The organism is Lysinibacillus sp. AR18-8, assembly GCF_001705465.1.
Lineage (GTDB): Bacteria > Bacillota > Bacilli > Bacillales_A > Planococcaceae > Lysinibacillus > Lysinibacillus capsici.
Map to the genome: position 1 here is coordinate 239,645 of NZ_MDGU01000023.1, position 13,451 is coordinate 253,095.

General features: G+C 34.9%; 13 protein-coding genes. 7 read left to right on the plus strand and 6 right to left on the minus strand.

Annotated features, from left to right (window positions below; all coding sequences use genetic code 11):
• Positions 1 to 58: 58 nt before the first annotated feature.
• Positions 59 to 367 (plus strand): hypothetical protein, encoded by a 309-nt coding sequence (locus tag BFM98_RS17440; protein ID WP_004232000.1) that lies wholly within the window; start codon positions 59 to 61, stop codon positions 365 to 367.
• 17 nt (positions 368 to 384) lie between these two features.
• Here the strand turns inward: BFM98_RS17440 and BFM98_RS17445 are convergent, their stop codons facing one another.
• The 3 genes from BFM98_RS17445 to BFM98_RS17455 form a co-directional block, all read right to left on the minus strand.
• Positions 385 to 1,527 (minus strand): MFS transporter, encoded by a 1,143-nt coding sequence (locus BFM98_RS17445; RefSeq protein ID WP_066038025.1) that lies wholly within the window; start codon positions 1,525 to 1,527, stop codon positions 385 to 387.
• Positions 1,528 to 1,682: 155 nt separating this feature from the next.
• A complete protein-coding gene (locus BFM98_RS17450; RefSeq protein WP_004232003.1) occupies positions 1,683 to 3,203 on the minus strand; it encodes a succinyl-CoA:acetate CoA-transferase ScpC in 1,521 nt (506 codons plus the stop codon).
• Between the two features lie 352 nt (positions 3,204 to 3,555).
• On the minus strand, positions 3,556 to 4,206 hold the full coding sequence (locus BFM98_RS17455; RefSeq protein WP_004232004.1) for a LytTR family DNA-binding domain-containing protein: 651 nt from the start codon (positions 4,204 to 4,206) through the stop codon (positions 3,556 to 3,558).
• Between the two features lie 505 nt (positions 4,207 to 4,711).
• Between BFM98_RS17455 and BFM98_RS17460 the strand changes: the two genes are divergently transcribed.
• The 4 genes from BFM98_RS17460 to BFM98_RS17475 all read left to right on the plus strand — a co-directional run bounded on the left by BFM98_RS17460 (position 4,712) and on the right by BFM98_RS17475 (position 7,677).
• Positions 4,712 to 5,506 (plus strand): helix-turn-helix transcriptional regulator, encoded by a 795-nt coding sequence (locus tag BFM98_RS17460; protein WP_048394255.1) that lies wholly within the window; start codon positions 4,712 to 4,714, stop codon positions 5,504 to 5,506.
• Between the two features lie 176 nt (positions 5,507 to 5,682).
• Positions 5,683 to 6,444 carry a membrane protein insertase YidC gene (gene yidC / locus BFM98_RS17465; RefSeq protein WP_004232011.1) on the plus strand — a complete coding sequence of 254 codons (762 nt, stop codon included), beginning with the start codon at positions 5,683 to 5,685 and terminating at the stop codon, positions 6,442 to 6,444.
• Positions 6,445 to 6,499: 55 nt separating this feature from the next.
• On the plus strand, positions 6,500 to 6,748 hold the full coding sequence (locus tag BFM98_RS17470; RefSeq protein ID WP_054549596.1) for a hypothetical protein: 249 nt from the start codon (positions 6,500 to 6,502) through the stop codon (positions 6,746 to 6,748).
• A gap of 149 nt (positions 6,749 to 6,897) precedes the next feature.
• Positions 6,898 to 7,677, plus strand: a complete 780-nt coding sequence (locus tag BFM98_RS17475; RefSeq protein ID WP_066038026.1) for a M15 family metallopeptidase — start codon at positions 6,898 to 6,900, stop codon at positions 7,675 to 7,677.
• Between the two features lie 49 nt (positions 7,678 to 7,726).
• Here BFM98_RS17475 and cls read toward each other — a convergent pair whose 3' ends face one another.
• Both cls and BFM98_RS17485 read right to left on the minus strand, forming a co-directional pair.
• Entirely contained in the window at positions 7,727 to 9,184 is a 1,458-nt protein-coding gene (cls, locus tag BFM98_RS17480) for a cardiolipin synthase (protein ID WP_048394260.1), read from the minus strand.
• A 186-nt stretch (positions 9,185 to 9,370) separates the two neighbouring features.
• On the minus strand, positions 9,371 to 10,531 hold the full coding sequence (locus tag BFM98_RS17485) for an MFS transporter (RefSeq protein ID WP_066038027.1): 1,161 nt from the start codon (positions 10,529 to 10,531) through the stop codon (positions 9,371 to 9,373).
• A gap of 368 nt (positions 10,532 to 10,899) precedes the next feature.
• Here BFM98_RS17485 and BFM98_RS24040 point away from each other — a divergent pair, with 368 nt between their 5' ends.
• The gene (locus tag BFM98_RS24040; protein ID WP_004232019.1) at positions 10,900 to 11,037 is read left to right on the plus strand and encodes an Lmo0850 family protein; all 138 of its coding nucleotides are present in this window, start codon (positions 10,900 to 10,902) and stop codon (positions 11,035 to 11,037) included.
• Between the two features lie 57 nt (positions 11,038 to 11,094).
• On the opposite strand, the gene BFM98_RS17490 is transcribed toward BFM98_RS24040, so the two are convergent.
• The gene (locus BFM98_RS17490; protein ID WP_036079404.1) at positions 11,095 to 12,282 is read right to left on the minus strand and encodes an FtsW/RodA/SpoVE family cell cycle protein; all 1,188 of its coding nucleotides are present in this window, start codon (positions 12,280 to 12,282) and stop codon (positions 11,095 to 11,097) included.
• A gap of 353 nt (positions 12,283 to 12,635) precedes the next feature.
• Between BFM98_RS17490 and BFM98_RS17495 the strand changes: the two genes are divergently transcribed.
• Entirely contained in the window at positions 12,636 to 13,388 is a 753-nt protein-coding gene (locus tag BFM98_RS17495; RefSeq protein ID WP_048394266.1) for a hypothetical protein, read from the plus strand.
• Positions 13,389 to 13,451: the final 63 nt, after the last annotated feature.

The window sequence follows — 13,451 nt, forward strand, 5'->3', positions numbered from 1 at the left end:
GAATAGGGAAAAACTATACTACAGAGCTAGTTTCTATATTTTTAGGAGGTTATAAACTATGGCAAAACGAAAAGGAACAGGTGTTGTCGTTGCAGGATTAGCAGGACTAGCAGCATCTTATTTCAGTAAAAAAGAGAATCGTGATAAAGCACTAACAATGTTTAATAGTATGAAAGCAAAATTAGAGTCGTATCTTACTACAGGTCCTGATATGCATGACAATATTGCAGAACGTGTAGCTACAGAGGTAGCAACAGAGGCTGGTACTTCACCAACTAAAATTGCCTCGAATGAAATGGTAGCTGAAGGTGGAGGACATACTGGTGTTCATTTCTATAATGAAGAAATTCAAGAAAAGGAAAAGTAAACAAAAAACCTTCTCATCTAAGCATGAGAAGGTCTTTTGTGTGGGATAAGAATTGCGCCTGCAAAGAGCAATAATACAAAGCCAGTAAATGCAAAGCCACTGACAGTACCAAGTGATAGCCAACCTAATAAAGAAGAGCCTATAACTACTCCTAGAGAGAAAAACGCGTAGAAATAACCGTAAGCTTTTCCTCGTACTTCAGCAGTTGTAGAGTCAATTAGCAGCGAATTTACTGAAGGGAATAGGAAACCGAATCCGATCCCATAGCAAGCCATTGCTGTATAGAGTAAAGAGCTAGAATTTGCTTGGCTAATTAATAGCTGGCTTATTCCCATTAAACCTATACCAAAAGACAATGTTTTGAGTGGATTAACCTTATCAAAAATACGATTAGTAGGTAATAGGAAAACAAGAACTGCAATAATACCAAATGTACTCATTAAAGTGCCGCTTAAACGAGAGTCGAAGCCTAAGGAATATACTTTAAGAGGGAGTAGATACGCAATAACCCCTTGAGAAAACATTAAGAAAAAGGCTCCTAAAAAGGCTTTTAATGTTCCTGTATTATTAAAAAAGACACTGATCGGAATATAATTACTTGGTTTAGCCTTCTCTTTTTTTACTTGATTTGCTTTCAATATAAAGAACGCAAGGATACCTAGCAGAAGCATAAAGCTTGCTGTGATATTGAAAACAAATGGTACACTTGTCCGGCTAGCTAAAATGCCACTAAATGCAGGGCCTATAATGGCTGCAATACCAACAAAGGCGCCAGAAATAGCACTGCCCTTACCTCTTTTTTCCTGCTCTGTAGCGTTCGCTAGAAATGTAAAGGCAGCAGGAACAATGAAGCCTGCAACAAGGCCATGGATAAAACGTACAATTAATAGAGCAATGGGCTCTTCTACTAAATTATAAAATGTTAATGATAGACCTGTTGTTAGAAGACCTATTATGAGTATGATGAAAGGTCCTTTGCGATCCGTTAAGAAGCCAGAAATGATATTACCGAATGTATTGGAAAGCGAATACATGCCCACTGCAAGACCAGTGAGGAATGCCGATGCACCTAAAGACTCAGCATAAGTACTCATAACAGGAAGCTGGGTAAAAAGGTCGAAAAACGAAAAGAAAATAATAGCATAGATAAATTTCTTCATGGTTCCTCCGATGAAATAGAACATTATAGTCAATAAGATTAATATAGTCCTATTATAGCATCTTCCAATCGATAATACTTCTCACTTGTTTTTTGCTTTCACGTATAAAAAACGTCTAATAAGTATTAACTTATTAGACGTAGAGAATTTAATAATTAAGCTTTTGCAACTTCTTTTTTCATTGTTTTGTTTTTAGCAAGATTTACATGCCAAGAAAGTGCTTCCTCTAACAGATGAGGAGTTTGGTGGTTGCCAGTTGCTTCAACTGCACGGTTATAGTAATCCCATAATTGTTCTTTGTAATCTGGGTGTGCACAGTTTTCAATAATTAAAGGTACACGTTCTTTTGGTGCAAGACCACGTAAGTCAGCAATACCTTGTTCTGTAACGATAACATCAACGTCATGCTCTGTATGGTCAACGTGAGATACCATTGGCACGATAGAAGAAATTGCTCCACCTTTTGCGTATGATTTTGTAACAAAAATACCAAGGCGTGCGTTACGTGCGAAGTCACCTGAACCACCGATACCGTTCATCATACGAGTACCAGAAACATGCGTCGAATTAACGTTACCATAGATATCTAACTCAAGAGCTGTGTTGATTGAGATTAGACCCAAACGACGGATAAGCTCAGGGTGGTTAGAAATTTCTTGTGGACGTAAGCAAATTTTATCAGCATACTTTTCTAAATTACCATAAACTTTTTGCTGTAATTCTTCAGTAAGTGTGATTGAAGTTGCAGCAGCGAATTTAACTTTACCAGCATCGATTAAGTTAAATACAGCATCTTGAAGTACTTCAGATGCAACAATTAAATCTTCAAATTCTGAATCTGCAAAGCCATCAAGTACAGCGTTTGCTACAGAACCTACACCAGATTGCAATGGCATTAATTGATTTGTTAAACGACCCGCTTTAATTTCATCACGGAAGAAGTCTAATAAAATGTTTGCCATCGTTTGTGTTTCTTCATCTGGAGGTACGATTAATGAAGGAGCATCTGGCTCTTCAGAAATAACAATTGCTTTAATTTTAGCTGGATCTACTTTGATACCAATATCACCAAGGCGTTGCATAGCATCTGTCATTGGAATAGCTTCACGTTTACCTTGTTCTCCAGGTACATAAATATCATGGATACCGATTAAAGCTTCTGGATGAGAGATATTTAACTCGATAATAATATTTTCTGCATATTCTGCAAAGATAGGTGAGTTACCTACAGAGTTTGTTGGAATGATTAAACCATCTTCAGTAATAGCAACCGCTTCAAGAATTAAATACTTGATTGGTCCGATAATTCCTTGGCGCACTAGCTCAGCATTATGAGAAAGATGAGCATCTACATATAAGATATCCCCAGAATTAATTAAATTACGGATACCCGCATCACCCTGGAATGGTCCACGTTTACGAATGGCACCAGCTTCTGCTAAGTACTTATCTACTTCTGGTCCTAATGATGCACCTGTATATACATCAATTTTGAATTCTTCATTTTTTGCGCGCTCAACTAATGCCATTGGAACAACTTTTGCATCCCCAGCACGAGTAAAACCACTCATCCCAACTACATCACCATTAGAAATAAGTGCTGCTGCTTCTTCAGCAGTTACAATTTTACTCTCAAGTTCTTTTAAACCTAGGCGTTTTTGAACATTTGCATCCATAAAAAAATCCTCCCCTAAATAATTTTGATGGAAACCGATTACAAAACTAGAAAAAACATTTAAGAATTTTCTGTTTATTCAGTTGTAGTATGACTCCAACCATTTGAATAATACTATCACCAAATTGTCACAAAAACTTTAGAATTAGCATTAAATTGAGTAAAAAAAGGAAAATCGAGCATTAAGATGATTTTTCGACAGAGAAAACGTTTTATTGTAGAGCTGTATAAATTTAGTTGTTTTCTATATTAAAAATAGTGCAAAAATAGTTAAATGTTGAGGTAAATGAGGCGGATTTGTGCGCAAAAAAGAACAGCGAGCAATTATAAAAATTGCTCGCTGTTCATACAAATTAGAAACCTAAAGAACGACGGAAATAGCTTGCATAGCGTTGGCTAACAGGAATACGTGTACCATCTTTCATAATTAATAAAAACGTTGAGTGTGAATCTGGTTGAATTTCATCGATGTAGTCAATGTTAACGATATAAGAGCGGTGACAACGAATAAATGAGTCAGGTGCTAAAAATAGCTCTAGATCACTTAAGTTTAAACGGTGATAACCTTCACGTGTCATTGTTTTAACAAATGTTTTACGGAGTTGTGTTTCTAAATAAATAACTTGATCATGTTTGATTGGGTACCAGCAATCATCAATTTTGATTGTAATGTAGTTAGTTAAGAATGCTGATGGTTTTTGCGGGAAGATAGCAGTAATAGCTCCTTTTGTTTCGCCTTCCTCCATTAAAGGAATACTCATGCCATAATAAGCGACACCGAATACATCAGGTTCGATATAAGAGCTGATTTTTTGACCATAGCTTAATGCTTTGTGTGCGGCTGAACCTTCTTTGATAGGGTCACCAGGTTTAATTTTTAAATCAACTTTCTTGCTTGGTTGGTAATACAAATATTCATTTGTATCAGAGATAGCGATGGACGTATTTTCAGGGAAGAATTCCTTAATAATTTCCATGATCTCTTCTATTTGTTTTGGATCCACTTTAAACACCTCGTCTAAACTTTTAAAAATAGTATTATCATCTATTTTACTACATATTCATATAAATTATATAGAGAAGATTTAGGAATAAAATAGAAAAATGTCGAATGATCCATTAGAATGATGTAAGTTGTTTTGTATAATTTGTAAATAAATTTATAAAATGACTAATTTATTTTGATATGTATATGGTAAAATTTAATTGTTAGGAATAAGTTTACGAGGTTTCTACTATGCATATGTGATAAATTAGAACTAGAGTAGCAATTAAAATGTGGTTGAAAGGAAATCGCAGAATATGGTAAAATTCACTGTATAGTCTATTTTTTTTATATCTGGTGTTTTAGTAGGGTTATTTTTGATTTATTTGTTAATAAAATTTGTGAAATAGGACTCAGTTCTTATATTGAATAAGTAAATACTATTTTCTTATTTTTAATTCGTCGGGATTGGTGTCAAATATTGTCATGCAATTCGTGCACTCTGAGGAAAGATGGGGAAGATTATGCAACTACATCAACATTCTATGTCAGAAACGATATCCAAAAGATACTTCCAAGAAATCGATAATATTAATCAATATATCGGTGTCGAAGAATTTTTTAATATTGAGTCGAAATTAATTTTTGAAATTTACCATTTAGAATCTGCAAAAGCGAAAAAATCTTTGCATGAGTTAATTGATATTCTCTCAATTCGTTTTGGCAAACAGGTCATTAAAATCGTTCGAAGTTATTTTTCTGTTTTGTCATCAATTGTTGCTCGTAAATTGCTGGACAATCAAGTACCTTCGAAAAAAGCATTTGCTTTCAATATTGCGTGTAACGATATGATAGAAAATCAAATGAAAGACGCAGAGTTTTTACAATTTGCTGATGATTTAATTGATTTCTTTGTTTACTTTATTGCAGATCGCAAACAACCGACTTTCCGACATCAAACTGTTAACAAAGTGATAATGTATATAAATGACGAGCTTGAAAATGATTTAACTGTTGAAAGTATAGCAAATAACTTTCATATAAGTACTAGTCACTTATCACGTATTTTTAGAGAACATGTGGGCATTACATTGGTTGAGTATTTAAATGTTAGACGTGTAGAAGAATCACAATACTACTTACGACATACAAACAAAAGTATTACTTCTATCTCAGATCAATTCCATTTCTGTAATCAAAGTTATTTTACTCGTATTTTCAAAAAATATACTGGAGTTACGCCAAAACATTTTAGAGACGAGCTTCATCATGAATTTTATCGTTTTGAAATGGCAGAAGCTGAATTACAAAATGTGTAGATTTTGAGCATAGAAAATGAGAAGGTGCGAACATATTAGCGTTGCTAAAGCTCGCATCTTTTTTGATGAATCATCTGAGGAACCAGCTTAAGGAATAAGTAGCACTTGCTATTTGATAAAGAGAGACCCTATAAGGTATACTTCACAGTAGTTGATAAATAATAGTAGGTGGAAAAATGAAAAATTTGAAGCTATTTTCAATGCTTGGTATTGCCGTTTTTGTTCTTAGTGGCTGTCAAGCTGTGCAAAACAAAGAAGGTTTTTTCTATAGTATCTTTGTAAAACCTATGGAATTTTTATTGGAGTTTTTCGGGAATGATATCTTTTCAGGGAGCTATGGTTTAGCAATCATTGCGATTACTGTTCTAATTCGTTTAGTATTAATGCCGATTATGCTAAAAAACTATCGTCAACAGCAATTAATGAAAACGAAGATGGATGCTTTTAAACCTGAAATGGAAGCCGTTCAGAAAAAAATGAAGGAAGCTAAGACAAAAGAAGAGCAAACGCAATATCAACAAGAAATGATGGCTCTATATCAAAAGCATGGCATTAATCCACTTAATATGGGTTGTTTACCGATGTTAATTCAAATGCCGATTATTATGGGTCTGTATTTCTCGATCTTGTATTCTGCCGATGTTAAATCCCATGAGTTTTTATGGTTTAGCTTAGGTTCACCTGATATCGTGATGACTATTGTTGCTGGGATTGTTTACCTAATCCAGGCTCGTGTATCTTTATGGACGGTACCAGAGCAACAAAAAGCGCAGATGAAAATGTTTATTTATATTTCACCAATTATGATTGTCTTTATCTCCATGTCTTCTATGGCAGCACTGCCTTTGTATTGGTCTGTCAGTGGTGCATTGTTGATTATTCAAACATATATTGGGCGTAAATATTATTCGGAACATCCTGAGAAAGCAAAAAAATAAATTGATTGATGTCGAGGCGCCTTTGCTGCCTCGATTTTTTTAGGAGGACAGCAAGATGAACAAAAAATGGCTATCATCTATTCTTGTCGCAATTTTTAGTATTGCAGCACTTGTATTTATTATTATGGGGAAATTTAATTTTGCTGTACTTGCAATGACGATCATGTTTGCCTTATCAAATGGGTTTAGAGCAAAAAGCTTTAAAGAGCAAGGTTATGTAAAAGAAGCAAAATGGATGCAGTATATGGCAATTTTTTTCGCAATTGCATCTATAGTAGTATTTGTCATCGTTCTAACAGATTAATTGAATATTTACGTGGGAAATTTACACCTGAAAATGTGAACAGTGCTAAAATAAGATTATAACTAGTAATACAATAAAATAGGTATTTTCAAGGTGAAATGCTTTAAATATCCTTTTAGATACCTGATATTTTAAAAGGGGTATAAAGAGTGAAAAACAATCGTCTTCCGCTTATCGTTGGTGCTTTCATATCTATCGCGTTAATTGTAGCAATTTTTGTAGTCTATAACTATAAAAATAATCAAGTAAATAGTGCATCTGATGAGCAGCCAAAAACAACAGAAACAAACAAAACAACTGAACAAGATTCTACTGTAACAGAGAAACCAGACAATACTGAAACTCCTGCAAAGCCAGAGCAACAACCAGACGAAAATGGATATCTCCCAAATCAAACATTACCTACGGAACCAACCTATATCAATGGAATTCTGTTAGCTAATAAAATTTATCCGCTTCCATCTACCTTTGCACCTGAAGAAAATCCAGAAGCACGAGAAGCGTTAAATCAAATGTTAGCAGCTGCCAAGCAGCAAGGATTTGATTTAGTTGCATTTAGTGGCTACCGATCTTTTGAATATCAAACAACCCTTTATGATAACTATGTTAAACGTGATGGACAGGCAGCGGCAGATCGATATAGTGCTCGTCCTGGCTACTCAGAACATCAAACAGGCTTAGCGTTTGATATAGGAGAGCGTGGAAAAGAAGATGTGTGGCTGACAGAAGAGTTTGGGGAAACTCCAGCAGGGCAATGGCTATTTGCACATGCACAGGAGTATGGCTTTATTTTGCGTTTCCCTCAAAACAAAGAAGCGATAACAGGTTATATGTATGAGTCATGGCACTATCGTTATGTGGGCAAAGAGATTGCAAAAGAGATAACAAAGAAAAACATTACGTTGGAAGAATATTTAGGCGTAAAATAATAAAAGGAAGAGAAGCCATTCTGTGAACAGGCTCTCTTCCTTTTTATTTTTATAAAATGGGTGTTAATAGACGGGAAATAGATTCTTTAAATTTAATCAGTGTTGAACGGTTTTTATACATTTCCCATGTTAATTCCGTACAATCAAAAATATCCTTCTCAAACAGTTCTGCCAATTGGTGCGATATATTTGCATCATATATGAAGGCATTGACTTCAAAATTTAGACTAAAACTTCGTACATCAATATTCGCTGTTCCGACAGAGGAAGCCTCGTCATCAATAATAATAGCTTTAGCATGGATAAAGCCCTTTTCATAGATGTAGACTTTGGCTCCAGCACGTAATAATTGACCCACATAAGAATAAGTAGCCCAATATACAAACATGTGATCAGGCTTATTAGGAATCATTATGCGTACATCGATGCCTGACAAGGTGGCAATTTTAATGGCGTCTAAAAAACTAACATCTGGGATGAAATATGGTGTTTGAATATAAATATATTTTTGAGCCATATTAATAAGCTTTAAGTAACCGATTTTTATTTGCTCCCAGTCTGAGTCTGGTCCACTTGAAACAATCTGTAAACCCACATCACCTTTTTTCGGGATGGCAGGGAAGTAACGATCAGAGTACCCCATTTTTTGTTGTGCACTAGCTTGGTTCCAGTCGAGTAAAAAGCGTGTTTGCAAAGGATGTACGGCACTACCCTCAATACGTAAGTGTGTATCTCGCCAATAACCAAACTTTTTTTGTAAACCTAAATACTCGTCACCGACGTTAAAACCACCAATATAGCCAATTCGACCATCAATGACAACGATTTTTCGGTGATTTCTAAAATTTAAACGAGGGTTAAGAAGTGGCAAAATGGATGGGAAGAAAACTTCTACTTCACCACCAGCATGCAGCAACTCTTTAAAATGGCGTCTTTTAACATTACGTGATCCCATTTCATCATAGAGAAGACGCACCTTAACACCTTGCTTTGCTTTTTTTATCAATGCATTGACGATACGTGTACCTAAGTCATCAAGTCTAAAAATATAATACTGGATGTGAATGTGATCTTTAGCTGCTTCAATGTCTTTAAGGAGCTGCTCAAACTTATCGGCACCATCATCAAAAATATCCAGATGGTTGTCCTGTGTTAAGACCGCATTGTTTGTTCTGAGGTGCATATAAATCATCTCTTGATAATTTTCTGCATTCGCAATACGAAACTCAAACGTTTCATCACGAATCGCTTCCATCTGATAGGTAATCAGATTATCAATCCCAATATCCTTGCGTCCTTCCCAACGGAATAGGTGCTTTCTTCGTAATTGTCTTCCAAGTAATAAGTACAAAATAAATCCAGCTAATGGCAGGAAAAATAACACGAGGATCCATGCCCATGTAGAGGTAGCATCTTTACGTTCTAAGAAAATGATGGTCATGGCTAATAAAATATTAAAAAACAAAGTTAAAGGAACTAAATATTCTATATCTGTAAAAATGCTCATTTCTACACCTGCCTTTGTATTGTTAATAACATACTTAGTATAGCCTACTTCAAATGCGGAAAGAAGATATGAAATGGCTAGATAGCATGGAAAAGGATTATCCCTTTGATATATAGGAATAATCCGCATGGTTTAATTAGTAATTCTCTAATAGTTAGAAATTTATAAAATGCAACCTACTATATTTTACGGAAGACGTAATGATTTACGGGATGCCTTATATATAAAGATTAGGCTTATAGAAAAAATGGCTATTGCAGCCGAAATATAATAACCAAGACTTGCTTGTACGGTAAATAACCATGTAAAAAAGAGTGGACCAAGAATACGTCCTAAGTTATCCATTGAATAGGACAGTCCAGCGGCAGTTCCATATTGTCCTCCAGATTCTTTAGAGGAGAGTGATACAACACATGTTCTTGCAAGTGCATTACCTGCTGTAAAGACACAAAGGGCAAGCCCAGCGATAAAAAGATTAGCTGTCAATGTAAATAAAAGCATGCCGATAGCAGTTACAATTTGTGCACCGATTAACCATGTCGTTTCACTGCCATTTTTTATGCGTCGAACGACCCCTCCTTGAATAGCAGCATCGACAAATCCACTAAACATGAACAAGTAACCAATTTGTAATGGTGTAATGTGAATTTTTTCGATTTGAAATAGCTGAAATGTAGCCTCTACGCCAGCTAGCATAAAAGTTACTAAAAAAGAAAACATAAATAGATAGCGCACACGGAATTGTAACATTGTTGCAGCACCCTTTGGCACTATAGCACGTTTATTTGAATCTTTTCGTTTTTTAGGTTCTTTTAGGACGAAACTTGCATAAATAAATAATAGTGCAATTAATGATGCTGATGCAGTAAACGGTAACTGCAAGCTATAATGGCCTAGCATTCCCCCGATTGCTGGACCAAAAATAAACCCAAGACCAATGGACATGCCCATAAAGCCCATATACTTATTGCGATCCTCTTCACTAGATATATCGGCGATAAATCCTGTTACTGCTGTATATAATGCTCCTGAAAATAAACCACCAATAATACGTGAAACATACAATATAGCTAGGTTATCTATAAATAGTGAAAAAATAACAAAACTAAGGCTAAAGCCAATTAGACCAGTAAGGATTAGTTGTTTTCGTCCTACCTTATCAGATAGCATCCCCCAAAACGGTGCTGTGAAAAAACTTGCAAGTGAATAAACGGTCAATAAACCACCTACGTGGAGATCATGCCAATTTTGCTGCACAATTACCTCTGGTAAGACGGGAATAATAATGCCGAACCCTAGATAAACGAGGAATTGAACAGACATCAATAGTAAAATAGCCTTTTTCATACAGTTCCCTGCTTTCATACGATATTTCAATATGTATATTCTACCTCTCTTGTTCTTGCGATTACAACAATAGGGGAGGGGAAGCTTGAATAAAGTGGAACAATTTAGTAAAGAAAGAAATGAAGCATTTTAGATTTTTTAAATCTATGTTCTGATTTTTGAATAAAATGTAGCCATTTTGGGTAATTTAAATATGTTTGATGGAAAAGTTTGATGATGTGAAAAATTTACAATGTAACAAAATTGAAAAATTTTAAAGGTAAGTTAAATGGTATGATAAATTTGTCAGACATCATACTCGTAGAAAAATGAAACTTTTTCGTAAATAAAACGTTATATAAAATCGAGGAAAGATTGAGGTGGAATGTATGACAAAAGAAGTAGATTTGAAAAAGATTGTTTCGAATTTATCTAAGTTGGGTGTAACAGCCACTGTAACAAAGTCTCGACTAGAACTTTTAAAAGTGCTAACACCACCAACGCAAACTCCGCAAGTTCAAGCTTAACTCGTTTCCAATAGAAAAAGGGAGGTCTCAATACGCGAGACTTCCCTTTTTCTATAGTTATTCATCTTCATCATGTGTGGTAAACATATACGTTCGATAATGGAATCGCATACTAAAGACTAGCCCAATCGCTAAAGCATTCCCCATAAGTGAACTTCCTCCGTAGCTAATGAACGGAAGTGGAATACCTGTGATAGGTAATAATTGAATAGTCATACCAATATTTTCGAAAACGTGGAAGGTAATCATAGCAATAATCCCAGCACATACATAGGTCGAGAAGGGATCTTTCAATAATAGGGTTGTCTTTGTTAAATGATAAATTAATAAGAAGAAAATACAAATAACAATACTAGCGCCAATAAAGCCCCATTCCTCGCCGATAACTGTAAAAATGAAATCGGTATGGTTTTCAGCTACATATACTTCACGATTTCTAAATCCCTTACCAAAAATTTCACCTGATCCAATGGCATTTAAAGAGGTAATTAAATGATAGCCATCACTGGATGAATAGGAATAGGGGTCTAGCCAAGAATAAATACGAGCAAATTGATAGGCCTTAAAACCAAATGTTTTTTCTAGAAAGTCCTGCATATAGAGTGCCATCCACAGTAGGGTACCGCCTGCTACCATGCCACCTAAAAATGTTGGTAGAATGATTTTCCAAGAAATACCTGCTACAATGATAAGTGCTGCCGTAATGGCAAAGAATACAAGTGCTGAACCTAGGTCAGGCTGCTTTAAAATAATAGCTAATGGTACGATTAAGGTGATAGCGATTTTACCTAGTAGCAAAAAGTCTGTTTTAATTGATCGTAATGAATAAATTTCATGGTGCTTACTAATTAATCGAGCTAGTGCTAAAATGTAAAAAGTTTTCATAAACTCAGAAGGCTGAATATTTCCAATCGGCGTATGATACCAGCTTTTAGCACCATTAACGGGTGCACCGATTTGACCTTCTCCTTCTGGCATAAAAATAAGCAGTACCAGTAAGGCAATCCCTGCTCCATACATATACCATGACATTTTTTTATATTGATCTGGCTCAAAAAACATGACTATACCAATAATTACTGCACCAATCACATACCATTGCATTTGTTTTGGTACGTAGTTAATGCCATATTGTCCTGAAGTTTGGGCAGATGCAATAGCTAACAAACTAATGACTAGAAAAGTGAAGAGTATAAATGCAAGTGTCCAGTCAAAACGATTTGCGAAATTTCGTTTATTTTCCATAAAAGCCACCTAAAATTAAAATAGTATCTCAATATGAGTAAATGTGATGCGATTCTCCCTATTTCGTTTATAATTGGTCAAAGAAGAAAGCAAATTAATAACCAGCAGTGGTGTGAAAATAGCTCATATCTATTGATAAGCTTGCAATTTGCTTTGAATATTGTCAATGGAATTTTAAGCAAATACTTGAACTCATTGAGTAATCTAAACTTTATATGCAAATGCATGTTTAACATTCCTAATTATAACGCAAAAATTACTTTTATGCCTGCGTATATAGTAGTGACGACAATTAACATAAAATGTTTCAAAAAAATCATGTTTAGTCTTATAATGTAGTGAAGAATGGGGTGATGGTTGTGGCTAAAAAATTAAAGTCAGCTGATGATTTTATGTATCATATTTATGTTCATATGAATGATGTCGATAAATTTGTTATATTTAGCGGGTTAAAATTCTCGCAATTTGTGGCTGCACTTGAACCACTACATCACTTACTGTTATTAAAACATTCCTATGAAGACGGTTCTTTTAATATGCATACACAATTTGAATATGTATTAGAAGAAGATGTTCCTCGTTTTGTGAAAAAATCTGCTGAATCTAAAGAATTATGCTGGGTAGATTTTATGGACGAGAAGAGGCTAGATCATTTAACACCGATGGAACAAGGAGAATTGCTGTACATAAGTCACAAGAAAGAACCAATTACGTCAGCATTTTTTAATAAATTACAAAATAGATTCGTCTATTATTCTTCAGACTTAGAGAAAATGACTAAAATTTATTTTCGTCATTTAAGTGATTCGGATTTATTGGTTGCCAATGTTTTTAATAGTTTAATTCGTGAAAAGGAACGCAGCACTGGATTTTGGCGTCGAAAAGTAAAAGCGAGTATTCCCGCTATATCACCAGATTTTTTACGTTCTTACCGATCCTTTGCGAAAGATGGAGCGTTACTATCTTTGTATCGGATTGAGAAACCAAAAGTAGCGTATGGAATAGAAGTTCGCAATCTGTCTGAATATTCTTTTCCTGACGAAGTTTGGGATGACTTAAATACGATTTTAAAAACAGAGCATGATGAATTAATCTATATTATTTAAACTTCATGGTGACGCAATCAAAGAACTAAGATGTTGGTAGACAATATTTATGTTGCATTATTC

What these genes read in the sequence shown, in the direction of transcription:
- BFM98_RS17440 (WP_004232000.1), top strand. Translation starts at nt 59, where the DNA reads ATGGCAAAACGAAAAGGAACAGGTGTTGTCGTTGCAGGATTAGCAGGA.
- BFM98_RS17445 (WP_066038025.1), bottom strand. Translation starts at nt 1,527, where the DNA reads ATGAAGAAATTTATCTATGCTATTATTTTCTTTTCGTTTTTCGACCTT.
- BFM98_RS17450 (WP_004232003.1), bottom strand. Translation starts at nt 3,203, where the DNA reads ATGGATGCAAATGTTCAAAAACGCCTAGGTTTAAAAGAACTTGAGAGT.
- BFM98_RS17460 (WP_048394255.1), top strand. Translation starts at nt 4,712, where the DNA reads ATGCAACTACATCAACATTCTATGTCAGAAACGATATCCAAAAGATAC.
- yidC (WP_004232011.1), top strand. Translation starts at nt 5,683, where the DNA reads ATGAAAAATTTGAAGCTATTTTCAATGCTTGGTATTGCCGTTTTTGTT.
- BFM98_RS17470 (WP_054549596.1), top strand. Translation starts at nt 6,500, where the DNA reads ATGAACAAAAAATGGCTATCATCTATTCTTGTCGCAATTTTTAGTATT.
- cls (WP_048394260.1), bottom strand. Translation starts at nt 9,184, where the DNA reads ATGAGCATTTTTACAGATATAGAATATTTAGTTCCTTTAACTTTGTTT.
- BFM98_RS17485 (WP_066038027.1), bottom strand. Translation starts at nt 10,531, where the DNA reads ATGAAAAAGGCTATTTTACTATTGATGTCTGTTCAATTCCTCGTTTAT.
- BFM98_RS24040 (WP_004232019.1), top strand. Translation starts at nt 10,900, where the DNA reads ATGACAAAAGAAGTAGATTTGAAAAAGATTGTTTCGAATTTATCTAAG.
- BFM98_RS17490 (WP_036079404.1), bottom strand. Translation starts at nt 12,282, where the DNA reads ATGGAAAATAAACGAAATTTCGCAAATCGTTTTGACTGGACACTTGCA.
- BFM98_RS17495 (WP_048394266.1), top strand. Translation starts at nt 12,636, where the DNA reads ATGGTTGTGGCTAAAAAATTAAAGTCAGCTGATGATTTTATGTATCAT.